The sequence below is a fragment of the Deinococcus carri genome (assembly GCF_039545055.1).
Lineage (GTDB): Bacteria > Deinococcota > Deinococci > Deinococcales > Deinococcaceae > Deinococcus > Deinococcus carri.
The window spans coordinates 37,409-60,851 of record NZ_BAABRP010000009.1 but is presented as its reverse complement, the minus strand read 5'-3'; the positions used below and the strand labels follow the sequence as shown (position 1 = coordinate 60,851).

Sequence of the window (23,443 nt, the reverse complement as noted above, 5' to 3'; positions counted from 1 at the left end):
CGTTTAGGCAGACTTCTTGAGTCCCTTAGACTCAATCAGCGCCAGCGGGTGGTCGATGTTCTCGGCGTCGAAGTGCAGTTCGGTGAGGCCGTCGATGGGCAGCTCGAACAGCAGGTCGGTCATGGCCTTTTCCAGCACGGCCCGCAGGCCGCGTGCGCCGGTCTTGCGGTCCTTGGCGCGGTGCGCCACCTCGCGCAGGGCGGCGTCGGTGAAGGTGAGGTCCACTCCCTGGAAGCCGAACAGCGCCTGGTACTGCTTGACGATGGCTCCCTGCGGCTCGGTCAGAATCCGCACCAGCGCATCCTCGTCGAGGTCCTGAAGCTGCACGACCAACGGCAGGCGGCCCACGAACTCCGGGATCAGCCCGAACTTCACCAGGTCTTCCGGCAGGAAGCGCAGTTCTTCCTTCTCCTCGCCGCGGTGCTCGGCCCCGAAGCCCACCGCACGCACGTTGGTGCGGGTGCGGGCAATCTCGGCCATGCTCTCGAAGGCCCCGCCCACGATGAACAGGATGTTTTTCGTGTTCACCTGCACCAGTTCCTGCTGCGGGTGCTTGCGGCCCCCCTGCGGCGGCACCTGCGCGACCGTGCCCTCGATGATCTTCAGCAGCGCCTGCTGCACGCCCTCGCCGCTCACGTCGCGGGTGATGGAGGTGCCCTCGGACTTGCGGGCGATCTTGTCGATCTCGTCGATGTAGATGATGCCGCGTTCGGCGGCGGACACGTCGTACTCGGCGGCCTGGAGGAGGCGCACGATCACGTTCTCCACGTCGTCGCCCACGTACCCGGCTTCTGTCAGTGTGGTGGCGTCGGCAATCGCAAAGGGCACCTCCAGCATCTCGGCCAGCGACTGCGCCAGCAGCGTCTTGCCAGTGCCGGTGGGGCCGATCAGCAAGATGTTGCTCTTCTGGAGGTTCACGTCGGGGTGCGCGAGGCGCTGGTAGTGGCTGACCACCGCAACGGCCAGCGCCTTTTTGGCCTCGTCCTGCCCGATCACGAACTCGTCGAGGTAGGCCTTGATCTCCTTGGGGCTGGGCAGCTCGTCGAGCGTGAACTCGCTGCCCGCCTTCTTGTTCTGCTTGACGAGTTCGAAGGCGCGGTCGGTGCATTCGTTGCAGATAAAGGCCGCGCGGCCGGGGGCCTCGATCAGCTGCGCGATCTGGGGGTGCTGCCGCCCGCAAAAGGAGCAGCGGTCGCCGCCGAAGTTGCCACTCCGCCCGGTCACAGGGCGGCCTCGATCTGGCGGGTGTTCTCGATCACCGAGTCGATCAGGCCGTACTTCATCGCCTCCTGCGGCGACATGAAGTAGTCGCGCTCCATGTCGCGCAGCAGCTTCTCGTGGGGGAGGTCGGTGTGGCGGTGGTAGATCTCGACCAGCTTGTCGCGCAGGTGCAGCACTTCCTTGGCCTGCACCTCCAGGTCGGGGGTGTTGCCGCGGAAGCCCGCCGACCCCTGGTGGATCATGATGCGGCTGTTGGGCAGCGCCAGCCGCTTGCCCTTGTCGCCCGCCATCAGCAGGACGCTGCCCATGCTCATGGCAATGCCGACGCAGATGGTGCTGACGGGGGCCTTGATGTAGCGCATGGTGTCGTAGATGGCCAGCCCGGCATACACCTCGCCGCCGGGGCAGTTGATGTACATCTGGATTTCCTGCTCGGGGTTCTGGGAGTCCAGCAGCAGCAGCTGCGCCACGATCGTGTTCGCCATCTGCGACTCGATGGGCGTGCCCACAAAGATGATCCGGTCTTTCAGCAGGCGCGAGTAGATGTCATACATCCGCTCGCCCCGACCGGTCTGCTCGATCACGTACGGGATCACGCTCATGCGGCGCATTATCGCACGGGCCAGCGGAGGGAACGTGGGCAAGGCTGCGCTGGCGCGCCGGCCGGTGGGTGCGGGAATCTTCCCCCGCTCCCTCACCAAAGGGTGAAGGGTGCTGCGCCTGCCCTCGCCTTAGGCTGAAGGCTCCAGGAGGTGCAGTGATGACCCGAGCAGATCAGGACGGCCAGAACGTGACGAGGTCCGAGACCACCGAGGTGACCGAAACCCACAACACGCAGGGCGAAACCGAGACCCACACGCGCTCCACGACGCGCGAGGTCCGCCAGGACACCCCGCCGCCTCCCCCGACCACCGAGACGACCACCACCACCACGACCACGGTGATCGAGGACTGACCCCCACAGGCAGGAGGGCCGGGGAGCGATAATCCCCGGCCCTCTGCCCTCTGTCTGCGCTCAATCCACGATCAGCGGAATCAGCACCGGGTTGCGCCCCGTCACCTTGCGGACGAAGCGGCGAACCGCCCCGTACATGTCGTCGCGCACGTCTTCCAGCCGCTTCTTCTCGCGCATGCCGCTCTCGACGGCGTCGAGGGCCACCTTGCGGATCTGGCCGTCGAGGTCACGGTTGGGCCGGACGAAGCCGCGCGAGACGATCTCGACGTGGGGGGTGGGGTGCAGCACCGCCGTCATGATCAGGATGCCTTCCTGGCTCATGCTGGCGCGGTCGAGCAGCACGTCGTCCCCGATGTCGCCCACGCCCAGGCCGTCCACGTACACGCCCCCGGCGGGCACCGTGCCCGTCACCTTGAACTCGTCGGCCGAGAGGCGCACCACGTCGCCGTTGCGGGCGATCAGCGTGCGCTTGGGCGGGCGGGGGAGGGTCTGGGCCAGGCGGGCGTGGTTGATCTGGTGGCGGGGTTCGCCGTGCCAGGGCAGGAAGAACTTGGGCCGCGCGAGGTTCAGCACCGTGGCGAGTTCCTCCTGCGAGCCGTGCCCGGAGGCGTGGACCCGGTAGGTGGGCGGGTAGTACACGTCCACGCCGATCTCGTACAGGCGGTTGATCACCAGGTTCACCGCTTCCTCGTTGCCGGGAATCGGATTGCTGGAGAGAATCACGCTGTCACCGCGGCGCAGAGCAATTTTGGCGTGGTTGCCGAAGGCCAGGCGCGACAGCACGCTCATGGGCTGCCCCTGCGAGCCGGTGCAGACGTACAGCACCTGCTGGTCTTGCAGGCTGCCGACCTCCTCGTTGGTCAGCAGGGGTTCGGGCAGGTCCATGTGGCCGAGGCTCTGCGCGACCTGCGCGTACTTGAGCATCGAGCGGCCTTCCATCACCACCCGGCGGCCCTGGCGGTGGGCGATGTTGATCACGTTCTGGATGCGGTGCACGTTCGACGCGAAGGTGGTCATGAACACGCGGCCCCGGCACTTGCTGATCAGGTCTTCCAGGTTGCGGGCCACCTCCGACTCGCTGGCGGTGCGGCCCGGGCGCTCGGCGTTGGTGGAGTCGCTGATCAGCAGCAGCACGCCGTCCTTGCCCGCCTGCTCGATGCGTCCCAGGTCACTCAGCTTGCCGTCGCTGGGTTCCTCGTCGAGCTTGAAGTCGCCGGTATGCACCACCCGGCCCACCGGCGTGGTGAGGATGTACCCGGCGTTGTCGGGAATCGAGTGCGTCATGCGGATGAACTCGACCCCGAAGTGCTTGCCGATGCGGACCTTGGCGTTCAGGTCCACCTCGCGCAGATCCGTGTCCGCGTCGCGGATGCCGAACTCGCTGAGCTTCTCGCGCACCAGCCCCAGCGTGAGGCCCGCGCCGTAGACCGGCACGCGCGGAAGCCGGGGCAGGATGTAGGGCAGGCCGCCGATATGGTCCTCGTGGCCGTGGGTCAGAATCCAGCCCTTGATCAGCCCGGCGTTCTGCTGGAGGTAGTCGATGCGCGGGATGATCAGGTCCACGCCCATCTGGTGCGGGTCGGGAAAGGCCAGGCCGCCGTCGACGACCATGATCTCGTCGCCGTAGCGGTAAGCGGTGATGTTCTTGCCGATCTCGCCCATGCCACCGAGGGGAATGACTTCGAGGAAGTTCTCCTGGGCCTTGGTCTCCTGGGTTCTGGCGTCCTGTTGTGTGGGCGCGGCGGCCGCTGGGACCTGCGCGTCCTTACCTGGGTTGGTCATGTGTTCTCCGGTCGCACGATGTCTGCCCTGCTGTTAATTCCCCGGTGGTCAATAACGTGCGTTCTGAATGGGATGCGGCGGCGCGGTGGGGCGCGGGCCAGTCGAAGCGAATGGTCGAAACGGATTGTGTCGCCCGGCCCGGCAGGGGGCATGGGGCGCAGTCTCCCCAGGGTAGCACAGCCCTCCCCCGGCCCGAACGCTGCACCCCGTCCCCGGCAGGGTTGCGGTGTGAAGTGCGCGTGAAGGCCGCTATCATAAAGGGGTGAGTGCCCAACGGATTCTCGTGATCGAGGACGACCTCGACATCGCCAAAGTGCTGAGACTGGACCTCTCGGATGCGGGGTACACGGTCGAACACGCCGACTCTGCCATGAACGGCCTGATCCGGGCGCGCGAAGACCACCCCGACCTGATCCTGCTCGACCTCGGCCTCCCGGACTTCGACGGCGGGGACGTGGTGCAGCGGCTGCGCAAGAACAGTGCCGTGCCGATCATCGTGCTGACCGCCCGCGACACGGTCGATGAAAAGGTCCGGCTGCTGGGCCTGGGAGCCGACGACTACGTGATCAAGCCCTTCCATCCCGACGAGCTGCTGGCCCGCGTCAAGGTGCAACTGCGCCAGCGGGTCAGCGAGAGCCTCAGCATGGGCGAACTGACCCTCGACCCCCAGAAGCGGCTGGTGACCTACAAGGGCGAGGAACTGCGGCTCTCACCCAAGGAGTTCGACATTCTGGCGCTGCTGATCCGCCAGCCGGGCCGGGTGTACTCGCGCCAGGAGATCGGGCAGGAAATCTGGCAGGGCCGCCTGCCCGAGGGCAGCAACGTGGTGGACGTGCACATGGCGAACCTGCGCGCCAAGCTGCGCGACCTCGACGGCTATGGGCTGCTGAGGACCGTGCGCGGCGTCGGGTACGCCCTGCGGGGCTGAGGAGGACACGGCCGATGCCCGACCCGGTTCCCGCCTCCCTGCCCGGCAACCCCCTGAACGGCACCTTTGCGGACGTGGACGCCGCCCCGCTGCTGGCGGCGCTGCCCGACCCGGTGCTGCTGCTGTGCGGGAGCGCGGCCCGGCTCAACGCGGCGGCCCGCGAGCGTCTGCTCGCCGGTGAGGGCAGCCCGTCCGTCCCCTGGGAGGCCCCCGTCTGGGAGGCGCTGTTCCCGCCCGAGGCCGCCCGGCTGCTCTCGGCGGCCGCGCGACGGGCCACCGTGGGCGAAACGGTGCGCGAGAGCGTGCTGCTGCAAGGCAACGAGGCCCCGGTGCTGGCGACCCTCACGCCCGCCGGGGCGGGCCGCGTGCTGCTGCACCTGCGCGACTCGCGGCATCCGCTGGAGGTGGCGCTGGAGCTGCTGGACGGCCTGGATCTGGGGATGCTGGTGCAGGCCCCCGACGGCCGCGTGCTGTACGCCAACGAGGCCGGGCAGAACCTGCTGGGCCTCAGCCTGGCGCAGATGACCGGGCAGGCCCCGGCAGACACGCGCTGGCACCTGCTGGACCCCGAGGGCCGGCCCCTGCCCGTCACGGCCCTGCCCACCCTGCGCGCCCTTCAGACCGGTCAGGTGGTGCGCGACGTGACGGTGGGCGTGTCGATTCCCGGTGCCGCGGACGGTGCGGACGAGACGCGCTGGCTGAACGTGACAGCCCTGCCCCGCCGCGCGCCCGGGGCGGCGCAGCCCAAACAGGTCACCACCGTCTTTGCCGACGTGACGGCGAGCTGGCGGCTGCGTCGGCAGATGCAGAGCAGCGAGGAACGCTACCGCTCGCTGGTCGAGGCGACCTCGCAGATCGTGTGGGTCACGACGGCGCAGGGGGAACTGAACGGGCCTCAGCCGGGCTGGGCCGCCTTTACCGGGCAGACCGAGGCCGAGTACGGCGGCGCGGGCTGGGTGGAGATGCTGCACCCCGACGACCGCGCGGGGGCGCTGGCGGCCTGGCGGCAGGCGGTGGACACCCGCACGCCCTACCAGACCGAGTACCGCCTGCGCCGCGCCGACGGGGTGTATGTGCCGATGCAGGCGCGCGGCGTGGCCGTCACCGACCGCGACGGCAGCGTGCGCGAGTGGGTGGGGGTCAACGAGGACCAGAGTGCTATCAAGGCCGCCGAGGCCCACCTGCTGGCCCTGAACGCCGGGCTGGAGGAACGGGTGGCCGCCCGCACCCGCGAACTGGCCGACCTGACCCGTTTTTCCACCCTGCTGCTCACCGCCGCCGGGGAGGGCATTTTCGGGCTGGACGCGGCGGGGCGCACCACCTTTGCCAACCCCGCCGCCGCGCGCATCCTGGGCTACAGCATCGAGCGCCTGATCGGCGCGCCGCAGCACGCGCTGATTCACCACCATCACGCCGACGGCCGACCCTACCCACTGGATGAGTGCCCGGTCCATCAGACGCTGCAAGACGGCCAGGTGCGCCGCTGCGAGGAGGACGTGTTCTGGCACGCCCAGGGCTGGCCCATCACGGTCGCCTACGTCGTCTCCCCGACCATCGGCGCGGACGGGCAGGTCAGCGGCGCGGTCGTGATGTTTCAGGACGTGACCGAGCGGGTGTCGGCCCAGCGTGCGCTGGAAGGCGCGATTGCCGACCTGCGGCGCAGCAACCAGGAACTCGAACAGTTTGCCTACGTGGCGAGCCACGACCTTCAAGAACCCCTGCGGACGGTGGGCAGCTATGCCGAGCTGCTCGCCAAGCGCTACCGCGGCCAGCTCGACCCGCGGGCCGAACAGTACCTGGACTTCATGCAGGACGCAGTGGGCCGGATGCGGGGGCTGATTCAGGACCTGCTGGGGTTTGCGCGGGTGGGCCGGGCGGACACCCCGCCGCAGCCGGTGGTGCTGGACCAGGTGCTGCGCCAGGCCGGGCAGAATGTCCAGGCCGCCCTGGAGGCGACCGGCGGCCGCCTGTCCTGGGACGCGCCCCAGACGGTCTGGGGGCATCCGGGCCTGCTCGTGCAGCTCCTGACCAACCTGATCGGCAACGGGCTGAAGTTCCGGCGCGAGGACACCCCCCCCAGGGTGACGGTCACCGCGCGGCAGGAGGGCCAGATGATGCACCTGCAGGTCGAGGATAACGGCATTGGTATTGCGCCCGAGTACCATGAACGGGTGTTCGCGATCTTCCAGCGCCTGAACCGCCGCGAGGCCTACCCCGGCAACGGGATGGGCCTGGCGATCTGCCGCAAGATCGCCGAGCAGCATGGTGGGTCCCTCTGGCTCACCTCGGTGCCCGGCGAGGGGGCGACCTTTCACCTGACGCTGCCGCTGCCGCCCGCGGCCCTTCACCTTTCCCCGTCCCCGCAAGGGGACACCCCGTGACGCCCATGTCCTCTGCCGAACCCCTGACCCCCACCCGGCCCCAGATTGAAATCCTGCTTGTCGAGGACAGCGAACCCGACGTTCTGCTCACCCAGGAAGCCTTTGCGGATGCCCGCGTGCCCAACCGCGTCCACGTGGTGCGCGACGGGGTCGAGGCCCTGCGCTTCCTGCGCCGTGAGGGCGAACACGCCGGGGTGCCGCGCCCCGACGTGATCCTGCTCGACATCAACATGCCCCGCAAGAACGGCCTGGAGGTGCTGTCCGAGATCAAGGCCGATCCCTCACTCAGCACCATCCCGGTCGTGATGCTCACCACCAGCCAGTCGGAAGACGACGTGCGCGGCTCCTATGCCCGGCACGCCAACGGCTACGTCGTGAAACCGGTCGGATTTGAGAACTTTCTCCAGGCCATACGGGCCTTCGAGGATTTCTGGATGACCTTCGTCCGCTTCCCACCCCGCGCCTGACGGTTCTGCCCCGGCAGGCGGCTGAGCAGGCCGACGCCCGGGCAACAGAAAAACACGTCCCCGCCGACTGGCTGGGGACGTGCTTGGTGTTGGCCCGCGTTAGCGGCGGTCGGTCGTGCTGGTGGTCGTGCTGCTGTAGGTCGTGCCCGTGGCGGGCGTGCCGGGGTGGACGACGGGCACAGGCTGCCGGTTGCGGCCCATCAGGCCGAAGAGGCCCAGCAGACCCAGCAGGCCCCAGGGGAACTGGCGGGTGTCGGCCACGCCGTCGTTGTTGGAGTCCACCACGCCGTCGTTGTTGGGGTCCACGGCGTTGTTGACAGCATCGGTGGTGCTTTCGGCGGCCTGGTCCACCGCCGCGCCGGCCTGCTCGGCCGCACCGTCGTTGGCGTCGGTGCCGGTTCCCGTGTTGGTGCCGGTGGTGCTGGTGTCCTGCACCTGCATGTAGGCAGAGCTGGGGGCCGTGGCAAGGGCGGCGGGGGCGGCAAAGGTCAGCATCAGGGTCAGCAGCGTCTTGTTCATGGGAACTCCTTGGGTCGCCTGGAAGTGGCGGGTGAATTGATCACAGTGTGAGCGGCGCACATGGCCGCACGCTGAGCGTCACCTCCATGAGTCCTTCATGTGCTGTCTGCCCGGCCAGGGCGTTCAGCGGTTGGCCGTCGTGTCCCCCGCAGCCTGCTGCATCGCAAGCAGCACGTTGCCTAGGTGCGTGTCGAGGTCCAGCCCGAGTTCACGCGCACCCTGCTCGACCTCCTCGCGGTTCACCCCTGCGGCGAAGGCCCGGTTCCTGAAGCGCTTTTTCAGGCTGGAGAGTTCGACCTGCCGCACGTCCCGGTCGGGGCGAATCAGTGCCGCCGCCTGCACCAGCCCGGTCAGCTCGTCCACCGCGAAGAGCGTCTTCGCCAGCCGCGTCTCGCGCGGTGTCCCGGTGTAGGCCGCGTGCCCCATGATCGCGTCCAGCACCTCGGGGGGCGCGTCGGTGTGTTCGCGCAGGTACGCCACGCCCCACGCCGGATGCTCCTCCGGGTGCCCCTCGTAGTCGAAGTCGTGCAGCAGTCCAGTCACGGCGTACCGTTCCTCGTCCTCGCCCCAGTGGCGGGCATACCAGCGCATCGCCGCCTCCACGTTCAGCATGTGCCGCCGCAGCGACTCGGAGGGGGTGTGTTCGGTCATCAGGGCATAGGCCTGGGCGCGGTTCATACGGCAGTGTAGGGTGTGGGGGGCAGATGGCGGAACGCAGAAGGCAGAAGGCATGAGCCTTTCTCGGCCATCTGCCTTCTGCCCTCAGCCTTCTGCCTACCCCCCGATATACCGCGCCCACTCCGGCTGCCAGTGGGCGAACTGCCCGTGGGCGTATACACCGAACGTGGGCGCACGAGGCCGGGAGCGCAGGGGCATTCCGGCCTCGTCGGGGGTGCGGTTCCCCTTGCGCTGGTTGCACACCCGGCAGGCCGTGACCACGTTTTCCCAGTTGTGCCGCCCGCCCCGCGAGCGCGGCATGACGTGGTCGAGCGTGAGGTCGGCTTCCGAGCCGCAGTACTGGCAGGCGAAGGTGTCGCGGCGCAGCACGTTGCGGCGGTTGAAGGGCACCGGATGCACGCGCGGCCGCCGCACGTAGCGCCTCAGGCGAATCACGCTGGGAACCCGCAGGATGGTGCTGGGCGAGCGGACCACGTCCCCGCTGACTTCCAGCACCTCGGCCACGCCGTACTGGAGCAGCGTGATCGCGCGCTTGGCGCTGGTCACGTGGAGGGGTTCGTAGGACGCGTTCAGGACCAGCACGCGCGGCGCATTCAGGTCCGGTGCCACGCGCATCCCGCGCGCCTCCTCTCTCGTCACGCTCGCTGTTGGGTTCACAGGGCGTATTTTAGGGCGTGACGGTGAGGCGAATGTTGCGCCAGGTGGCTTATGGAGACCGCACCCCGGGGCGGTCCGGGCTGGGCGTCAGGCCGCTGTGCCGTGCAGGAACTCCAGCACGCCGTCGGCCACATACTGTACGGCCAGCGCGCCCAGCAGCACGCCCAGCACGCGGGTGACCACGTGAACGCCCGTCACCCCGATCACCCGCGCGATCTGCCCGCTGAGGCGCAGCGCCAGGTAACACAGCAGCAGCACGAAAAAGGTCACCAGGAAGACGGCGGCCAGCAGGGCCGGGCTGCCATGGGCGTCCCCGGCCAGAATCATGATGCTGGCGAGCGTGCCGGGACCGGCGATCAGCGGAATCGCCAGCGGAAAGACGCTGATGTCCTGGCGTTCCTGGGCCTCCTGCTCTTCCTCGGGGGTTTCCTTGCTGCCGCTGGGGCGGGCAAAGACCATGTCCAGCGCAATCAGAAACAGCAGGATGCCGCCCGCCACCCGGAAGGCACTCAGGCTGATGCCCAGGTGCCCCAGCAGCGCCCGCCCGAACAGCCCGAAGCAGAGGATGATCACGCCCGCCACCAGCGCGGCCCGCAGCGCCGTGCGCCGCCGCTCGAAGCTGGGGCGGTTGCCCGCCAGCCCGATGAAGATGGGGGCCAGGCCAATCGGGTCCATCACCACCAGCATGGTCAGAAACGTTTTGTTGATGGTAGTCAGCAGCATCAGAGCGTCCATGATCAGCCCTCGCTTCCGCTGCTGCGCGGCTGGAGCGTGATTTCCAGTCCCAGCGCGTCGAGCAAATCGACAAGGCTCTGCGGAATCTGCCCGCGCCTTCCGGCCAGAAGCGCGGCCACGGCGGGCTGGGAGATGCTCAGGCGGTCTGCCAGGGCCTGCTGTGTGAGCCGAGGGGATTCGGCCTCCATGGCAGCGCGTATGGCCTCGCGGATGCGGAGGTCGGTGGGGGAGAGCAGAGGCGACATAGCCGCATCATAGCTGGGCATAACCATATTGACTATTATAAACATGCTGGTTATAATTCTGGTATCAGGAAAGGGCGCGTCCGCACCGGCAAGTAACGATCGCGCCCCTCCTGAAATCCCCCTCAGTAGGAGACCGTTGTGCAAGATACCGCCTTGACCCTCACCACCGTGGATGGCCGCACCTGGCAGCATGTCCCCGCCCCTTTCCCCTCTCCAGCCGGCATGCTGAGCATGGAGTTCCGCTGCGGCAGCCGCCGGGCGACCCTCTTCAAAGGCCGGGGCTGGCCGGTAGCCCGCTTCGTGACCCCCAGCCAGAAGCGTCTGCCGGTCGCCGGCTTGAATCTCCCCGACGCGACCGTGGACAGCAACGGGAACGTAGAGGTGGCCGCGTGAGCGGCCTTTCTCTTTTCAGCCTGCGCGCGCTGGGGCAGGTGCATGAGGTGCGCGCCGGTGACAGCCTGACGGCCGGTCGCCTCGTGGCCCACCAGCTCGGCATTGCCGCCTCGCGTGTGACCGAGCGCGAAGGCACCATCACCCTGCGCGACGAGATTGGCAACAGGCTGGTCGACGTCGAGGTGATGCAGGCCCGCCCCATCCCCGCCTGGGTCCTGCGGGACGAAGTGGAAGTCACCTTGACGTCCGAGACGCACGAGCACGCCGAGGACACCGCCGCGCGGCTGCTGGAGGCGTTGCACGGCGGTGCGGTGGAGTTCGTCCGTGAAGGCGAGGCCACCCACTTCATTCGCCCCACCCCGGCCCGCCTTGCGCTGGTGGTGCCCGAATGACGCGCGTTGAGGCCCTCCGGCTCCGCAACCTGCGCACCCGCGCCATTGACGCGGCCATCGCGGAAATGCAGGCCGAACCCGGCACCCCTGAGCGCGCACACCTCACGCGCCGGGCACTGCGCCTTTCCGCGATGTACCGCGCCGTGGTCGCCCGCCTGCGAGCAGCTCCCCGGCAGAACCGGCCCATCATCTTCTGGGAGATTCGCCGGATGGACGACGTGACCTGGGAGGTCGTGGGCCGGCAGGCGACGCGCAGCCGCGGCTACCAGCGCACGCGCCTCACGGTCGCCAGCGTGCAGCCCGAGGCGATGACGGTCACCGGCACGGACGGCGAGGTCTACCCGCTGGAGCGCAGTCTGGACGGCTACACAGCCCTGCTGTACGTCGAGCAGGACCTGCGGAACATGGAGGCGGTGGCCTGATGCCGCGCCCCGACCTGGAAGCCGCGCGGGCCGCTGCGCTCGCTGCCCTGGGCCGGGGTGCCGAGCGCACCCTGGAGAAGCTGGAGGCGGCCGGGCTGGTCGTCGTGCGGCTGGCCGACCTGCCCACTGCCGGGGCGGGCACCCGCACGCTTACCGACGTCGAGCTGGAGATTCCCGAGGACTGGCGCGAGCCGTGGACCGCCCTGGTCATCACCGACACCGAGGCCCTAGAGCTGCATGCCCTGCTGGCCGCCGTGCCCTCAGTCCGCGAGGCCGTCCACCTGGGCCGCATCATGGGGCATCGCGTGGACGTGGAGATTGACGAAGAAGAAGGCCTCATCATGCGCGCCTGGACGGTGGAGTCGTGAGCGGCGAGCGCGAGCCGCTCGGGAGCGCGACCTACAACATCGAGGACGACACCCTGCGTTGGATGCCCGGCGCGAGACTGGACGCCGACGAGTACGCGCGCACCCGTGCCGCTGGCTTCAAGTGGTGGCGCGGGCATGAGGCGTGGGTGGCGACCTGGACGCCCGAGCGTGAGGACCTCCTGCTGGAGTTCGTGGAAGGTATCGAGCACGAGACCGACCCAGATGCCCCGGAGGCGAGGGTTGCCCGCTTCGCGGGCCGCGCCGCCGCTGCCGAAGGACGGGCAGGGGAGAGGCGCGCGGCGGCGAGCAAGGGCCTGCCCCCGATGGGCGAACCCGTCAAGATCGGCCACCACTCGGAGGGCCGTCACCGCCGCGCCATCGAGCGCAGCGACCAGAACATGCGGAAGGCGGTCGAGGAGGGCCGCAAGGCGGACTACTGGCGGCGGCGAGCGGCGAGCGCCGAGCGCCGGGCAAGGCAGAAGAGCGACCCCAGCGTGGTCCGGCGGCGTATCGAGAAGCTGGAAGCCGAGCTGCGCCGCCAGCAACGGGCCTTGGCGCGACTGCACGAACATCCGGCCACCCCGGAGACGCAGCCCCTCTGGGACCGCAGTGCGGCACGCTGCCAGCGGTGGGTCGAGCACCTGGACCTGCGCCTGGCGTATGAGCGCGCCCGCCTGGAGAGCCTCGCGCCCATGCCGTTCGCGTCGCCCGCCAGCTACAAGAGGGGCGACGTGGTGGTCAGTAGCCGCTACGGACGCTGTGAGGTGGTGCGCGTCGGCCCGAAGAACGTCCGGGTAAGGCTTCTGGAAGGTGGTGCGCGGGGTATGGAGATGATGGTGCGGCCCGACGAACTGCGCCGCCCCGAGGAGGACGTGTCTACCAGCGGTTGACACCATAGGCCGCCCTCCGCTCTTCCGCCTGCTGCATTTGTGACTTCCCGTCCCCGCTCTGTCGCATACATTGGAGACCACCATGCTGACTATCACCTCCGCCGAAACCGTCCCCCACCTCCGGAATGCCCTGTCCTGCTGCAAGGAAGTGCGCATCACTCTCGAAGGCGCTGCCGATAACCGCATCACGGACACCAGAGGGAATACCTGGAAGCGCCAAGCGGATGGCCGCTACATGGCGATCATTCCCGACGACCAGGAAGTCGAGTCCGGCACCTCCCTCGCCATCGCGGAGTAGTCCACTACGCTGTAAGTCCAAAAGAAGGCGTGCCGCCCAGTTGGGCGGCACGCCGCTTGCGCTTGCTGCTCAGACGGCCTGCGCCACCCACTGCGCTTTGGCCTGATTGCGCGCGCCCTGCACCTTCTGGCGGTAGGCCTCGGCCTCCTGGCCGGTCAGCGGTTCCAGCCGGACCTCCTGCCCGTCGAGCACCAGGTGCCCGCGCTCGTTCAGGCAGGCCACCACCCAGAACTGGGCACCCTCGTGGTCCTGGGCGAGCGCGGCCAGCCAGCCGCTCTTGCAGGCCTGCCGCCCGGCGGCCGCCGCCGCCTCTTTGGTCTTGTGGGTGCTGGAGGGCGTGAAGCCCAGGTGCACGATGGGGTTGCGCCCCTCGTCGCACGCGGCGGCAGCCAGGCCCGCGAGGTTGCCCCCGCAGGGCGGCCCCCACTTGATGACGACCTTCGAGGCCTTCTCAGCGGTAGGCGCGGGCGTCGATGCTGCCGGGGCAGCCTCTAGCTCGGCCATCGGCTCAGCGACTGGCGCTTCCTCGACCGCCGTACCTTCCTGTTCCTCGGCGCGCAGCTCGTCGGCCAGCGCCAGCGCCTCAGCGCGGGCCACCTCTTCTGCCTCGGCCTCCTGCTGGGCCTGGAGGATGAGACGCTTGATTTCGCCGGGGGTGACGCGCTGGCGACCTTCGCTCTCGCCCAGGAAGAAGTCCTTGCTGGTGCGGGTGACGGTGAGGCCAGCGGCGGCGGCTTCGGCAATCAGGGCGTCTTTGTCGGCGGCGGTCATCGGGGTCTTGGTCATAGTGGTTTTCCTCCGTCTAGGACAGCGTTTTCGCCTCCTTGGATGTCTGTAGTCTGAAGGTCGGAGGTCGAGAAGTAAAGTCGGAAAATCGAGGAAAACACCGTCTAGGACGGCTTGTTCGGTTCGGCCGAACAGCCACTTCCCCAGGTTGACACCGGCCTGCGGAAGTGGTGAAGGTCAAGTCCCCAACCAAACGCAAGGTGTCCCCCGCCGCTCAGCTGCAAAGCCGAGGAGAGGGGGACACATCGGGCGTGGGTGCCGGTACTTTCGGGTTCAGGCAGGTAGCAGGTCACGCGGAGGTGCCTGTTTCTGCGCCGCCAGGGCCTGAAGCCGGAACAACTCATCTGGCCCCCAGAGTGGCACTCCGTTCGCCCGCGCCAGTTCCCGCGCTGCCCGTGTGTATCCCGGCCCGCTGGTCACCACGACCGCGTGGGCGCAGCGGTAGAACGCTTTGCTTGCCACAATCTCCTGCACGGCCTTGTTGCCGACCGGGTTGCTGTACTTCTTAACCTGCACCGCCACCTTCGCGCCGCTCGGCCCAGTTGCAATCACGTCCGCACCCTGGTCGGCACTCCCCCTTGTCGCCTCGGCCCGCCATCCCGGCAGGGCATTCAGCACCTGGGCGACGTGCAGCTCCAACTCACGCGGCGTAAGGGCCTGGAGGTCACGCAGGGCCAGAGCGCGGGTGCGCTTGGCCCTGGTCTGCGCAACCAACAGGACAACGGCCCCGACCAGTAGGAGCACCAGCACCGCGAACAGGCCCCATGCCCCGCTTATTCCGCTATAGAACAGCCCGAACAGCAACGCGAGGGTGACTACCGCCCTTGGGTCTTCCTTTTTCCTGCGCCTACGACGTGCCATAGGGGGAAGCTAGTGTGTCCGGCCTCTCCGAAGTCTCACTCGCACGCACGCCCATCCCCGTCTCTATCCAGACCAGGCCGGTACCCCGGCTGCCCCCGCAGCAGCGGTGCCGCCCCTGCTGCCCTGACGGCCGCGCAGTTCGCATAGTAGACACTGCTGGCTGGAGCTGGAGTCGGAGGAATCGCCGCCGGGGTTGCTGGACGTGGTGCCGCTGCCGCGGGGGCTGGGCGCGATGCTGGGGGATTCGTCGGAACCGCTGGCCCGTGCGCTGTCGTGATAGCGAATTGTCCGCTCGGCTGCACCACCACCGTCACCGTCCCCTCCCGGTCCGTGCGGTAGACCGTCGCCCCCACCCGCTTGTACAGCGCCAGCGCCTCCGCAGTCGGGTGGCCGTAATTGTTCGGGCCGACGCTAATAATCACGTTCCGAGGCCGGACAGCCGCCAGCCACGCCGCGTTGTCGCCGTTGCGCGCGCCGTGGTGGATGCTCTTGTAGACATCAATGGGGCCGAGCGTTGCCGCCGGGTACTTGCGCAGCCAGGCGGCCGTCTCCGCCGTCTCGCTGTCGCCGGTCATGAGGGCGCGAAACTTGCCGAACTGCACCAGCAGGCCGACCGAGTTCGGGTTCTGTTCGTTCTTGGGCATGCCGCTTGGGGGGGCCAACACCGTGAGCTTCACGCTCCCCAGGTTGATGGTCTGGTCCTTAGCGACCAGCCCCTGCGTGCCCGCCTGCTGGGCTGCCGTGACCAGCCGGTTCCAGGTCTGGGTCGTGCCCGCAATGCCGTTGTTGAGGAAGTACTTTGGCTTGAACAGCCGTACGCCCGGAATCAGGCCCGTGATGTGGTCGCTGTCGGCATGGCTGGCGGCCACGAGGTCGAGCGACTGCACGCCATACAGGTTCAGCAGGGCTTGGAGACGAGGTTCGGAACGGCCCCCGTCATACAGGACAGATTTCCCCTCGGGGCTGGTAATCAGGACCGCGTCCCCCTGCCCCACGTCGAGGAAGCGGATGGTCAAGACACCGGGAGCACCGGGAGCAGCCGCCTGGGCGGAGGCCAGGCCCAGAGAGAGGGCAGCCAGGGCGAGGACGTGCCTCACAGGTCCAACTCCCCGCTGGGAGCCGCCTGGTTCAAGGCGTCGAGTTGGGCTTGAGCGGAGGCGCGGCGGCGCTGGGTTTCGGCGTGGTCAATCTCAATGTCCAGGTCGCCGTCGATGACAGTCAGGCGGATGACGTCGCCCTCCTGCACACCGCAGGGCAGGGAGGCCAGGGACCAGTCCTCGGTGCTGCCATCCTCCCGCTCGACGCGGGCGTAGCGGCCCTCGATGGCGTCCACGGTCAGGGTGCCAGCCAGGTCGGGTTCAGGGGTGTCGGGGGTCATGCCGCAAAGTAGCGCACGGGCGGCCCAGGTACATGCCACTCTAGCCGTATGCGAAAACTCTCCGGTTTGCTGAACCGCTCTGCGCTTTGTAGAGCCACGGTAGCTGCCTGCACCCTGCTCCTTCTGGCGCAGACTTCCGTTGAGGCCCGTCGCGGAGGTTACGTCCACGGCTACACTCGCCGAGACGGCACCTACGTCAGCGGGTATTACCGAGGGGGTTCAAGTGGGGGCAGCTACAGCAGTTCCTCCAGCTACTCCAGCACGCCATCCGCCTCATTCAAAAGCTGCGCGGCTGCACGCGTTGCGGGTTACTCCAACATGACGGTCGGATCGGCAGGATACAGCTCGAACCTGGACCGGGATGGCGACGGCATTGCCTGTAAAAGTGGCTCTGGCGGCAGCAGTGGCGGCAGTTCTTACGCCTCCAGCAACTACACTTTGTCCAGCAACACTTCCGGCAATTACGGAAGTAATATGAGAATCACGAACACGAACGTCAATCTGCGGGCCAGTGGGGTCAGTGGGGCACGTATCCTCAAGGTCATTCCTAAGAACACGCTCGTCGAGGTCTACACCTGCGGTCCCAAGTGGTGCAAGGTGAAGACGCAACAACGGGTCGGCTGGCTCGTCGGCTCGGCGCTCAGCAGGTACTGAACACAAAAAAGGCCCCCACCCCTCAGCTAAAACGGCTGAGGGGTGGGGGCCAGTGTTTGGCGCGTTGTCCGAGGGGTCAGCGGTACTGGGGCGGGTCATCCAGCCCAGCCACAGCGGGCCAGTCGGTGCGCGTCATCGCAGCCGTCTCCTCCGGCGTGATGGGCCGCAGGTCGTCCGAGCAGGGCACCGGCGCGGGTACCTGTGGCGCGGCAGGCGCGGGCACCTGCACGGTCACGCTGGGCGTCCTGGCCTGCCCGGCGGCCACCTGTGCCAGCACGTCCGCCAGAATGTCCGGCGTCACCTGCCCAGCCGCTTTCTCGGCCCGACGCCGCTGCTGGTAGGCCACCAGGCCGCTCACGGTGGCCGCCAGCACCAGGCCCAGCGCCACGCCGCCCCACGGCGGAGGCAGGTCAATCCCGGCCACCCCAGCCACCCGCGAGAGCATCAGCCAGCCCAGCAGGCCGCCTAAAGCCAGCGAGAGCAGCAGCACCGCGCCGCCCTGAACTGCCAGGCCCCAGCGGTGCAGCACCGCGCGAGCGAACTCCACGAGAGCCAGTTGCGCCAGGCCCAGCAGCACGATGGCGAGGATGCCGCCCAGGCCGAGCTGGGCGAGATACGGGAGGAGCATTTCCATCAGGCAAGTCCTTTCGTGGCGGCCAGGGCCGCCGTGACGTAATAGGCGCGGGGCTTGCGGTCACTCCCGACCAGCACGCGCCCCGTGCTGTCCACCGGCACGCTCACCCAGTCCTCGCGCAGCGTGCCGTCCGGGTTGCGGAGCTGGACGTAGAGGGAGGTGGTGGGCGCGGGGGTCGGCGTGGGCGGGAAGCTCACGTCCACATGGGGCGTGGCTGCCCAGCTCGCGGCCTGACGGCGCAGCGTGTCCACCCGGCGCTGCCAGCCGCGCCCGAAGGTGCCCCAGGACGGGAGGCTCCGGAGGAAGCGCAGCCGGGCGTCGAGGTAGTCGCCCGGCGTCTTGGCCGTGGTGAGCAGGCTTAGCGCCCGACCCACCCCGCTGTTGACGGCTGTGTCGAACACGCACAGCGCCAGGTCGCCGGGAAGGTTGTCGCAGCCGGCGCGGTCCCAGTAGTTCTGCTTGTAGATGGTACGGGCCTGCTCCAACGTGAGGTGCTGGATGTCCAGGTGGGGGTAGCTCATGGCGGACACGCCGTACTTGGTGCCCTTCAGCGTGCCTCCCTTCTGCCCGAAGGCCCCGTCCGTCCAGTTGCCGCGGTCGCGCGGATCGGCGGTGTAACCCCCCTCGTGCCCGATAACGATTTCAAAGGCGTCGTTGAATCGGCTCATGTCTATCCTTTCTCGCCCGCGAGCCGACTCAGCAGCTCCTGCGCGCGGCGTTTGCACCAGTCGTGGTCGTAGAGGTCGCTCACCACATCCCTGAGGAAATCCAGCAGCGTGTTGCGTTCGCGCTTCAGGTCCTCCAGCTCGGCCTCCACCCGGTCCAGCCGGCCCCGGTCCTCCTCGCGGCCCTTCTCCAGTTCCTGTACGCGCCGGTCCAGTCGGTCGCGCTCCGCCTCGGTGCGCGCGAACGCATCGGCCCTGCCCTTGCCCAGCCGGTCCCAGACCTGCCAGAGCAGACCAGACCCCAGCGTGATGGCGGCCAGGATGGTGCCCGGCTCCCACACACCACTCACGCGCGCTCCTGCTCATCCTGGTACGCCTTGGCGTCCAGGCTGGTCCGGCCGCAGTGGTAGGCCAGCCCCACCGCGATGCAGGTCAGCCCGTTCCAGCCCTGCGCGAGGTAGGCCGCCGCCGCGAAGGTCACGAGGATGACGAAGGCGGCAAACAGCCAGCGCCGCAGCCGCCGGGGGCCGTGGGCGCGCAGGAGAGAGAGGCCGGTCAGCAGCAGCAGGCCCGGCCACAGGAAGAAGGGGAGCCGGAAGTCCCCCCACTCGTCGAGCAGCCAGAGACTGGGTTTGCTGACGGGGGCCAGGAGGAAGACGGCCAGCAGCAGCAGGATGTGCGCGATGGCCTTCGGGAAGCGGGCATTCACTCGAACCACCCCCTGGGCAGGTTGCGGATGGGCAGGTCACGCCACAATCCAGCGAGCTTCTGTTCAGCGTGCGCGCCCGGCCAGACCCAATAGCGGACCTCGCGGGGGTAGCCAGCAGAGAGGCGAAACTGGCCGATGGGCGGAATGACGCCGCCGTTTTTGGCGATGAGGCGGGCATAGAGCAGGCCGCTGGTGGCCGCGCAGGTCGGTGGGAAGGTGAGCCGCATCTGGTACTGACCGAGATTGTTGGGACCACCGAAGACGCCCGCCTGAATCTGGCAGGCGGGCGGGGTGGGCGTGACCAGCAGCAGGCCCGTCAGCGAGGCGAGGGCGAGCGTTTTGAGCATGTGGCTCCAGTTCTCCGGCTCAAACAGGACCCGCCAGCGCGGGCCGGGGCGCTGGCGGGGGCAGGATGGTGAGGTCAGGCCGTCTCGGGCGGGGTCTGCGGTGCCTCGTCCGGGGTGGGAGCGGTCGGTAGCGGCTGCACGGTGGCCGGGTCGTCGGTCCAGCCGCACCCTCCGGCCGCCGGGTCGCACAGCCAGTACCCGCGCTCGTTCCGAACGCACCTGCGCCCGCAGTTCGGGCAGCGTTTAGGCAGCACCAGCGGCATTTCGCACCTCCTGGATGTAGGTCAGGATGTCCTGAATCTCGGCCTGAATGTCGGCGGCGTCCTGCGTGTTTCCGCTTGCCACCGCCCGCGTGTACAGCCGGTAGCGCTCGTCCAGCATGGCTTGCGCCTCGGTCAGGTCAGCACGAGCCTGGGCAGCGGCCTGTGCGGCGGGGAGAGCGGCTGCCAGCTCGGCAGGGGTGGGCTGGGGGGTGGGGAGGTGCCAGGCGGTGATGCGGGGACCGGTGCCGTCGTCGGCAACGGTGTAGTCGCGCAGAGGGTCGGCGGCGGGATAGAGGTGTCGCAGGATGAGGGCAATCACGCCACCACCTCGCGGACCAGCAGGTAGGGGTAGGGGTTGGGGATGATGGTCAGCGTGTCGCCGCCTGCGGCCTGGCTGTACACCGAAAAATAGATGGTTTCCCCACCGTTCACCGGCAGACGCTGCATGATAGGCAGGAGGTCGTCGCCACCCTCCGTAAACAATTTGCCGCCAGAGACACTGCCCATTCCGGCACCGTTCAACTGAATACCGACATAAACCGTTCCGCGCTTCGTGGTTCGCAGACGCAGGAATCCTTCGATTTGCGCCTCCCACTTGTGGCCGGGGCGGGCCAGCGGAAGTGGAGGCACTTGCAGGGGCGGGGCAGACGCTCCGCCCCGCTGGAGGCGCGTCCAGACGTTTTCGTCAGCGCGAATGGCGTACTCGGGCCAGTAGTCGGAACTCAGCGTCCGGCTGCTGTAGGTGGTACCCTCCAGCGCATCCAGCCGGGCGTCCAGCGGCGAAAGGTCGGCCCCCGGGGACCTCCGCGTAATCTGCCCCATCAGCCCACCGTCCTGTACTCGACGTACACCTGCGCGTCCGCCGCCCCATCCCGCACCAGCCGGTAGGCCGCGAGTTCCGCGCCGGAAATCTCCTCGCTGTCCCCGACACTCAGCCCCGGCGTCCCCGCCCCCGGCACGCCGCCGATGCTGCGGCGCACGCTGCCGCTCACGACATGGACGGTGGCGTGGGTGGCTCCGGCGGGGATGGTCAGGGCGACGGGGGCCGCGCTCACGGTCAGGGCCTGGGGCGGGAGGGTGGTGGTGATGCCCTGGGAGGTGTCTCCGCCCCCCAGCATCTCCGCCGTTGCAGGCACATAGCTCACGCCGTCCGGCCCAATGACGTACAGCAACGCCTTGCGCCCTGGGGCGTCCCGGAAGGCCCGCTTGTCGTGCATGGTCAACTCGTCGTTGAAGCTCATTTCTCACCTCATCAGCCAAAAGGGACCCCCGCTCGCGGGCTGAAGCGCGGGCGGGGGTGGGGGGAAGGGGTTACTGGGGGAGGCCGGGGGTCAGGGGGACGTGGAAGCCTCGCCCATCTGCCGTCACGCTGCTGAACACCACCACATGTAGGTAAGGGGCACTTGCTGCGGGCCAGACCACCTCAACCATGCGCGGCGGCGTGTAATTTGCCTCGTACTCCGTGAAGTTGCCAGTCGGTTCTGTTGGCTCAGGCACGACCCGGACGCCTTCCAGGGGTGCCTCGTAGATGGTGACGTTAAAGTTGCAATCCACCCGGTTACCGTCAAGCTTCGAGGCCTCTATCCGCATCGCGGTTGGGACCGTCACGGGTGTGCCGTACAGTTGCAGGACTGCGTCCTCGGCAATATCTAGCGCAATCCCGCCATCCGTCACCAGGATCGGTGTGGGCAGCAAGAAGAGTGTCCGCTGGTAGACACCGCTGCCGGTCACCGTGCGCCGGAGCTGGTCGAGCGAAAACTCGTAACTCCGTCCCTCGTACATGTTCGCGCCCAGCACGCTCAGCCCATTGAGGTGAACGTCCCCCTCCAGCTCGATGCCCGCGACGTACACACTCCGGCGAGACCAGGAAATCAGGGCGCTACTGGCAGGGGTTGGCGTCGCCTGTGGTCGGCCAGTCGGGGAGAACAGGCTGAGAGACGCATAGGGACCACCCTCGGCACCAGCAGGGGGTGTGCCCCCGTTCTCCAGGGTCCCCACACGCCCCTTCAGCGCCTCGAACATCGCCTTCGTCGGATACGGTCCTGCTGCCATTAGCTGCTCCTCTCCACCGTCTCGTACCCCTCGCTGTCCGCCGTGGCAGTCGCGTCCGGGATGGTCTGATAGCCGTCTGCGTCGGTGGCCGCGTCGGCGTTGGTGATGGTTTCGTACCCCTCGGCGTCAGGGCTGACCTCGAACGGCTCGCCGCCCGCGTTGCCGCCCTCGCCCCAGGTGGCCGTAAGGGTCACGTCGCTGTACCCGTAGCTGTACAGGGCGACGTACCACACGCCCGCCTGGGGGTCGGGGATGATGACCGTCTCGGCTGTACCAGCCTGCTCGCTCCGGGCATCGGCCACGGGTCTCCACGGCTGCGGGAACTCGGGCGGCGCGCTGGACCTGACGTACATATCCACATCCCCACTGCCGCCCCTGGTGCTGACGCGCAGTTCCGCCGTGCCGATGGGGATGTCTGCTGTGTAGAGCGCCACACTGCCTTCTGGGCCGCCTGAAACTGTCACTGGGACGCCGTTGGACAGCGCCTCTGCTGGCTCCACCGGCCCGCTGCCCGCTGCGGCCGTCCCCGGCTTCCACTTGCGGGCGGCCGCACTCCAGACCAGCGTCTGCCCGTCCTGGAGGTCCGTCAGGTCCACGTCGAGCAGGTCGCGCAGCCGGAGGCTCAACTTCGCCGCTGGGTACCAGCTGAAGCCCGACGGCTGGCTGCCGTCCGCCAGCGCGACGTACCCCACCTGCTGCGCTGTCGGCTTCGGGAACCCTTGGCCGTCCTTGCCCTTCGGCCCCTCCGGTCCCCGCGCCCCCTGGCCGCCCCGCAGGTTGCCCAGCAGCGTCCACGCCCCACCGGCCCGGCCCCACAGGTCGAAGGTGGTCGTGTCGAGGTACGCGTCCCCGTCCAGGCCCAGGCCTGCGGGCGGCCGCCCCGCACCGTTCAGGAAGCTCGCCCCGCGCTCGCCGCGCGGTCCCTGTCCGGGCAGCACGTTCACGGTCGGGGCCGGGGCCATGCCCCCCGCCCAGGCGGGCTGCTGCGCGTCCGGGACCGTGAAGTCCCAGACTCCCTCGGCGTCCGTGTTGGCGTACACCCGGCGGCGCACGCTGCGCGCGAAGGGCGGGCGTCCGGCGCGCTCCAGCACATACGTCACCGTCGCGCGGGGCGCGATGCCCGGCGTGCTCGACCCCAGCACGGTGCCGGGGCCGCCCTCGGCCGCCGTCCACCCCGCCCCGTTCACACTCACCAGCTCGTAGACGGGCGGCGGCAGCAGGCCGCGCTCGTCCCGCCAGTCGTCAATCAGGGCCACCGTGAGGCGCACGGTCGCGCTCTCGCCCCCGGCCACCTGGCCCACCACCTGCAAGTCCGCCACTAGCCCGTCACCTCCCTTCCGTCCGGCCCGATCCAGCGCAGCTCGGCGGCCACCAGCAGCACGCCCAGCGCCGCCCTTTTGCTCTTGCTCCCGTCCGGCTTCAGCTCGATGTCGCTGCCCGGCAGCAGCGCCAGGGACGCGCGGTCTGCCCGCTGCAACCACGCCGCTCGCTGCACGTACCAGCGAAGCTGCTCGGCGTTCAGGTGCATGTCTGTCTCCGTCGTGCCGACCAGCGGCCCCTCCAGCAGCAGGCCGCCCGCCGTCCGCAGGTAATCGTCCGTGCGGGTCTGGCGCAAGGTCATGGGGAAGCGGTGCACCACGGGTTGCAGCGAGGGCAGCCAGTAGGGCGGCCTGAGCGTGAGCGGCAGGGGGTACCCGAAGCTGTCCACGGTAATCACGGTGTACCCCTCGTTGGGGTCGCCGGTCAGGCGCGTCAACGTCACC

The 23,443-nt window shown here is 68.6% G+C and carries 34 protein-coding genes and 1 pseudogene; 12 read left to right on the top strand and 23 right to left on the bottom strand.

The window, feature by feature from the left end:
- Positions 1-3: 3 nt before the first annotated feature.
- Positions 4-1,224, bottom strand: coding sequence for an ATP-dependent Clp protease ATP-binding subunit ClpX (clpX, locus tag ABEA67_RS12235; RefSeq protein ID WP_345465497.1), 1,221 nt, complete (start codon positions 1,222-1,224; stop codon positions 4-6).
- Positions 1,221-1,832 (bottom strand): ATP-dependent Clp protease proteolytic subunit, encoded by a 612-nt coding sequence (clpP, locus tag ABEA67_RS12230; RefSeq protein ID WP_345465635.1) that lies wholly within the window; start codon positions 1,830-1,832, stop codon positions 1,221-1,223. The genes clpX and clpP overlap by 4 nt, the downstream gene beginning before the upstream one ends.
- Before the next feature lie 149 nt (positions 1,833-1,981).
- Here clpP and ABEA67_RS12225 point away from each other — a divergent pair, with 149 nt between their 5' ends.
- Positions 1,982-2,176 (top strand): hypothetical protein, encoded by a 195-nt coding sequence (locus ABEA67_RS12225; RefSeq protein ID WP_345465496.1) that lies wholly within the window; start codon positions 1,982-1,984, stop codon positions 2,174-2,176.
- Between the two features lie 60 nt (positions 2,177-2,236).
- Here the strand turns inward: ABEA67_RS12225 and ABEA67_RS12220 are convergent, their stop codons facing one another.
- Positions 2,237-3,958, bottom strand: coding sequence for a ribonuclease J (locus ABEA67_RS12220; protein ID WP_345465494.1), 1,722 nt, complete (start codon positions 3,956-3,958; stop codon positions 2,237-2,239).
- Between the two features lie 262 nt (positions 3,959-4,220).
- Between ABEA67_RS12220 and ABEA67_RS12215 the strand changes: the two genes are divergently transcribed.
- From ABEA67_RS12215 to ABEA67_RS12205, 3 genes are read left to right on the top strand one after another with little or no spacing between them, the layout of a single operon-like run.
- Positions 4,221-4,886, top strand: coding sequence for a response regulator transcription factor (locus ABEA67_RS12215; RefSeq protein WP_345465492.1), 666 nt, complete (start codon positions 4,221-4,223; stop codon positions 4,884-4,886).
- A gap of 14 nt (positions 4,887-4,900) precedes the next feature.
- Entirely contained in the window at positions 4,901-7,267 is a 2,367-nt protein-coding gene (locus ABEA67_RS12210; RefSeq protein ID WP_345465490.1) for a PAS domain-containing sensor histidine kinase, read from the top strand.
- A 5-nt stretch (positions 7,268-7,272) separates the two neighbouring features.
- Entirely contained in the window at positions 7,273-7,734 is a 462-nt protein-coding gene (locus ABEA67_RS12205; RefSeq protein WP_345465633.1) for a response regulator, read from the top strand.
- Positions 7,735-7,833: 99 nt separating this feature from the next.
- On the opposite strand, the gene ABEA67_RS12200 is transcribed toward ABEA67_RS12205, so the two are convergent.
- The 5 genes from ABEA67_RS12200 to ABEA67_RS12180 form a co-directional block, all read right to left on the bottom strand.
- Positions 7,834-8,253, bottom strand: a complete 420-nt coding sequence (locus ABEA67_RS12200; protein WP_345465488.1) for a hypothetical protein — start codon at positions 8,251-8,253, stop codon at positions 7,834-7,836.
- Positions 8,254-8,376: 123 nt separating this feature from the next.
- Entirely contained in the window at positions 8,377-8,931 is a 555-nt protein-coding gene (locus ABEA67_RS12195) for an HD domain-containing protein (RefSeq protein ID WP_345465486.1), read from the bottom strand.
- A gap of 96 nt (positions 8,932-9,027) precedes the next feature.
- A complete protein-coding gene (locus tag ABEA67_RS12190; protein ID WP_345465631.1) occupies positions 9,028-9,546 on the bottom strand; it encodes an HNH endonuclease in 519 nt (172 codons plus the stop codon).
- Positions 9,547-9,675: 129 nt separating this feature from the next.
- A complete protein-coding gene (locus ABEA67_RS12185) occupies positions 9,676-10,323 on the bottom strand; it encodes a MarC family protein (protein WP_345465484.1) in 648 nt (215 codons plus the stop codon).
- A gap of 2 nt (positions 10,324-10,325) precedes the next feature.
- Positions 10,326-10,568, bottom strand: a complete 243-nt coding sequence (locus ABEA67_RS12180) for a helix-turn-helix domain-containing protein (protein WP_345465482.1) — start codon at positions 10,566-10,568, stop codon at positions 10,326-10,328.
- A 138-nt stretch (positions 10,569-10,706) separates the two neighbouring features.
- On the opposite strand from ABEA67_RS12180, the gene ABEA67_RS12175 reads away from it, so the two are divergent.
- From ABEA67_RS12175 to ABEA67_RS12150, 6 genes are all read left to right on the top strand, one after another.
- On the top strand, positions 10,707-10,961 hold the full coding sequence (locus tag ABEA67_RS12175; protein WP_345465480.1) for a hypothetical protein: 255 nt from the start codon (positions 10,707-10,709) through the stop codon (positions 10,959-10,961).
- Positions 10,958-11,353: a hypothetical protein gene (locus tag ABEA67_RS12170; RefSeq protein ID WP_345465478.1), complete on the top strand. Its 396-nt coding sequence runs from the start codon at positions 10,958-10,960 to the stop codon at positions 11,351-11,353. Before ABEA67_RS12175 ends, ABEA67_RS12170 begins: the two co-directional genes overlap by 4 nt.
- Positions 11,350-11,775, top strand: a complete 426-nt coding sequence (locus ABEA67_RS12165) for a hypothetical protein (RefSeq protein ID WP_345465476.1) — start codon at positions 11,350-11,352, stop codon at positions 11,773-11,775. The genes ABEA67_RS12170 and ABEA67_RS12165 overlap by 4 nt, the downstream gene beginning before the upstream one ends.
- Positions 11,775-12,143: a hypothetical protein gene (locus ABEA67_RS12160; protein WP_345465474.1), complete on the top strand. Its 369-nt coding sequence runs from the start codon at positions 11,775-11,777 to the stop codon at positions 12,141-12,143. Before ABEA67_RS12165 ends, ABEA67_RS12160 begins: the two co-directional genes overlap by 1 nt.
- Complete coding sequence (locus tag ABEA67_RS12155) at positions 12,140-13,033, top strand: DUF3560 domain-containing protein (RefSeq protein ID WP_345465472.1); 894 nt, start codon at positions 12,140-12,142, stop codon at positions 13,031-13,033. Before ABEA67_RS12160 ends, ABEA67_RS12155 begins: the two co-directional genes overlap by 4 nt.
- An 82-nt stretch (positions 13,034-13,115) precedes the next feature.
- Positions 13,116-13,331, top strand: a complete 216-nt coding sequence (locus tag ABEA67_RS12150) for a hypothetical protein (RefSeq protein WP_345465470.1) — start codon at positions 13,116-13,118, stop codon at positions 13,329-13,331.
- 69 nt (positions 13,332-13,400) lie between these two features.
- Here ABEA67_RS12150 and ABEA67_RS12145 read toward each other — a convergent pair whose 3' ends face one another.
- From ABEA67_RS12145 to ABEA67_RS12130, 4 genes are all read right to left on the bottom strand, one after another.
- Positions 13,401-14,117 carry a hypothetical protein gene (locus ABEA67_RS12145; RefSeq protein WP_345465468.1) on the bottom strand — a complete coding sequence of 239 codons (717 nt, stop codon included), beginning with the start codon at positions 14,115-14,117 and terminating at the stop codon, positions 13,401-13,403.
- A gap of 273 nt (positions 14,118-14,390) precedes the next feature.
- Positions 14,391-14,978: a restriction endonuclease gene (locus ABEA67_RS12140; RefSeq protein ID WP_345465466.1), complete on the bottom strand. Its 588-nt coding sequence runs from the start codon at positions 14,976-14,978 to the stop codon at positions 14,391-14,393.
- 35 nt (positions 14,979-15,013) lie between these two features.
- On the bottom strand, positions 15,014-16,075 hold the full coding sequence (locus tag ABEA67_RS12135) for an excalibur calcium-binding domain-containing protein (protein ID WP_345465464.1): 1,062 nt from the start codon (positions 16,073-16,075) through the stop codon (positions 15,014-15,016).
- Positions 16,072-16,356, bottom strand: a complete 285-nt coding sequence (locus ABEA67_RS12130) for a DUF3006 domain-containing protein (protein WP_345465462.1) — start codon at positions 16,354-16,356, stop codon at positions 16,072-16,074. The genes ABEA67_RS12135 and ABEA67_RS12130 overlap by 4 nt, the downstream gene beginning before the upstream one ends.
- A 48-nt stretch (positions 16,357-16,404) precedes the next feature.
- Between ABEA67_RS12130 and ABEA67_RS19470 the strand changes: the two are divergent.
- Positions 16,405-16,725, top strand: a pseudogene (locus ABEA67_RS19470) (excalibur calcium-binding domain-containing protein); the annotation flags it as partial.
- Between the two features lie 105 nt (positions 16,726-16,830).
- Positions 16,831-17,010, top strand: coding sequence for an SH3 domain-containing protein (locus ABEA67_RS12125; RefSeq protein ID WP_345465460.1), 180 nt, complete (start codon positions 16,831-16,833; stop codon positions 17,008-17,010).
- 76 nt (positions 17,011-17,086) lie between these two features.
- On the opposite strand, the gene ABEA67_RS12120 is transcribed toward ABEA67_RS12125, so the two are convergent.
- The 11 genes from ABEA67_RS12120 to ABEA67_RS12070 all read right to left on the bottom strand — a co-directional run bounded on the left by ABEA67_RS12120 (position 17,087) and on the right by ABEA67_RS12070 (position 23,442).
- The gene (locus ABEA67_RS12120; protein ID WP_345465458.1) at positions 17,087-17,644 is read right to left on the bottom strand and encodes a hypothetical protein; all 558 of its coding nucleotides are present in this window, start codon (positions 17,642-17,644) and stop codon (positions 17,087-17,089) included.
- Entirely contained in the window at positions 17,644-18,312 is a 669-nt protein-coding gene (locus ABEA67_RS12115) for a glycoside hydrolase family 108 protein (protein WP_345465457.1), read from the bottom strand. Before ABEA67_RS12115 ends, ABEA67_RS12120 begins: the two co-directional genes overlap by 1 nt.
- 2 nt (positions 18,313-18,314) lie before the next feature.
- On the bottom strand, positions 18,315-18,659 hold the full coding sequence (locus ABEA67_RS12110) for a hypothetical protein (RefSeq protein WP_345465456.1): 345 nt from the start codon (positions 18,657-18,659) through the stop codon (positions 18,315-18,317).
- Positions 18,656-19,018, bottom strand: a complete 363-nt coding sequence (locus ABEA67_RS12105; RefSeq protein WP_345465455.1) for a hypothetical protein — start codon at positions 19,016-19,018, stop codon at positions 18,656-18,658. The genes ABEA67_RS12110 and ABEA67_RS12105 overlap by 4 nt, the downstream gene beginning before the upstream one ends.
- Positions 19,015-19,365, bottom strand: a complete 351-nt coding sequence (locus ABEA67_RS12100; protein WP_345465453.1) for a hypothetical protein — start codon at positions 19,363-19,365, stop codon at positions 19,015-19,017. The genes ABEA67_RS12105 and ABEA67_RS12100 overlap by 4 nt, the downstream gene beginning before the upstream one ends.
- Positions 19,366-19,608: 243 nt before the next feature.
- A complete protein-coding gene (locus ABEA67_RS12095) occupies positions 19,609-19,947 on the bottom strand; it encodes an XkdW family protein (protein ID WP_345465451.1) in 339 nt (112 codons plus the stop codon).
- A complete protein-coding gene (locus tag ABEA67_RS12090; protein ID WP_345465449.1) occupies positions 19,944-20,450 on the bottom strand; it encodes a hypothetical protein in 507 nt (168 codons plus the stop codon). The genes ABEA67_RS12095 and ABEA67_RS12090 overlap by 4 nt, the downstream gene beginning before the upstream one ends.
- Entirely contained in the window at positions 20,450-20,869 is a 420-nt protein-coding gene (locus ABEA67_RS12085) for a hypothetical protein (protein ID WP_345465447.1), read from the bottom strand. Before ABEA67_RS12085 ends, ABEA67_RS12090 begins: the two co-directional genes overlap by 1 nt.
- A gap of 70 nt (positions 20,870-20,939) precedes the next feature.
- Positions 20,940-21,680 (bottom strand): hypothetical protein, encoded by a 741-nt coding sequence (locus ABEA67_RS12080; protein WP_345465445.1) that lies wholly within the window; start codon positions 21,678-21,680, stop codon positions 20,940-20,942.
- Entirely contained in the window at positions 21,680-22,999 is a 1,320-nt protein-coding gene (locus ABEA67_RS12075) for a PPC domain-containing protein (protein ID WP_345465443.1), read from the bottom strand. The genes ABEA67_RS12080 and ABEA67_RS12075 overlap by 1 nt, the downstream gene beginning before the upstream one ends.
- Positions 22,999-23,442: a hypothetical protein gene (locus tag ABEA67_RS12070; RefSeq protein WP_345465441.1), complete on the bottom strand. Its 444-nt coding sequence runs from the start codon at positions 23,440-23,442 to the stop codon at positions 22,999-23,001. Before ABEA67_RS12070 ends, ABEA67_RS12075 begins: the two co-directional genes overlap by 1 nt.
- Position 23,443: the final 1 nt, after the last annotated feature.

Bases quoted from the DNA above. Each gene is read 5' to 3' on its own strand.
- ABEA67_RS12100 (WP_345465453.1), bottom strand. From the start codon at position 19,365: ATGCTCAAAACGCTCGCCCTCGCCTCGCTGACGGGCCTGCTGCTGGTC.
- ABEA67_RS12190 (WP_345465631.1), bottom strand. From the start codon at position 9,546: ATGCGCGTGGCACCGGACCTGAATGCGCCGCGCGTGCTGGTCCTGAAC.
- ABEA67_RS12145 (WP_345465468.1), bottom strand. From the start codon at position 14,117: ATGACCAAGACCCCGATGACCGCCGCCGACAAAGACGCCCTGATTGCC.
- ABEA67_RS12130 (WP_345465462.1), bottom strand. From the start codon at position 16,356: ATGACCCCCGACACCCCTGAACCCGACCTGGCTGGCACCCTGACCGTG.
- ABEA67_RS12085 (WP_345465447.1), bottom strand. From the start codon at position 20,869: ATGAGCTTCAACGACGAGTTGACCATGCACGACAAGCGGGCCTTCCGG.
- ABEA67_RS12225 (WP_345465496.1), top strand. From the start codon at position 1,982: ATGACCCGAGCAGATCAGGACGGCCAGAACGTGACGAGGTCCGAGACC.
- ABEA67_RS12150 (WP_345465470.1), top strand. From the start codon at position 13,116: ATGCTGACTATCACCTCCGCCGAAACCGTCCCCCACCTCCGGAATGCC.
- ABEA67_RS12090 (WP_345465449.1), bottom strand. From the start codon at position 20,450: ATGGGGCAGATTACGCGGAGGTCCCCGGGGGCCGACCTTTCGCCGCTG.
- ABEA67_RS12120 (WP_345465458.1), bottom strand. From the start codon at position 17,644: ATGGAAATGCTCCTCCCGTATCTCGCCCAGCTCGGCCTGGGCGGCATC.
- ABEA67_RS12185 (WP_345465484.1), bottom strand. From the start codon at position 10,323: ATGGACGCTCTGATGCTGCTGACTACCATCAACAAAACGTTTCTGACC.
- ABEA67_RS12125 (WP_345465460.1), top strand. From the start codon at position 16,831: ATGAGAATCACGAACACGAACGTCAATCTGCGGGCCAGTGGGGTCAGT.
- clpP (WP_345465635.1), bottom strand. From the start codon at position 1,832: ATGCGCCGCATGAGCGTGATCCCGTACGTGATCGAGCAGACCGGTCGG.
- ABEA67_RS12220 (WP_345465494.1), bottom strand. From the start codon at position 3,958: ATGACCAACCCAGGTAAGGACGCGCAGGTCCCAGCGGCCGCCGCGCCC.
- ABEA67_RS12180 (WP_345465482.1), bottom strand. From the start codon at position 10,568: ATGTCGCCTCTGCTCTCCCCCACCGACCTCCGCATCCGCGAGGCCATA.
- ABEA67_RS12165 (WP_345465476.1), top strand. From the start codon at position 11,350: ATGACGCGCGTTGAGGCCCTCCGGCTCCGCAACCTGCGCACCCGCGCC.
- ABEA67_RS12160 (WP_345465474.1), top strand. From the start codon at position 11,775: ATGCCGCGCCCCGACCTGGAAGCCGCGCGGGCCGCTGCGCTCGCTGCC.
- ABEA67_RS12115 (WP_345465457.1), bottom strand. From the start codon at position 18,312: ATGAGCCGATTCAACGACGCCTTTGAAATCGTTATCGGGCACGAGGGG.
- ABEA67_RS12200 (WP_345465488.1), bottom strand. From the start codon at position 8,253: ATGAACAAGACGCTGCTGACCCTGATGCTGACCTTTGCCGCCCCCGCC.
- ABEA67_RS12140 (WP_345465466.1), bottom strand. From the start codon at position 14,978: ATGGCACGTCGTAGGCGCAGGAAAAAGGAAGACCCAAGGGCGGTAGTC.
- ABEA67_RS12195 (WP_345465486.1), bottom strand. From the start codon at position 8,931: ATGAACCGCGCCCAGGCCTATGCCCTGATGACCGAACACACCCCCTCC.
- ABEA67_RS12210 (WP_345465490.1), top strand. From the start codon at position 4,901: ATGCCCGACCCGGTTCCCGCCTCCCTGCCCGGCAACCCCCTGAACGGC.
- ABEA67_RS12080 (WP_345465445.1), bottom strand. From the start codon at position 21,680: ATGGCAGCAGGACCGTATCCGACGAAGGCGATGTTCGAGGCGCTGAAG.
- ABEA67_RS12205 (WP_345465633.1), top strand. From the start codon at position 7,273: ATGTCCTCTGCCGAACCCCTGACCCCCACCCGGCCCCAGATTGAAATC.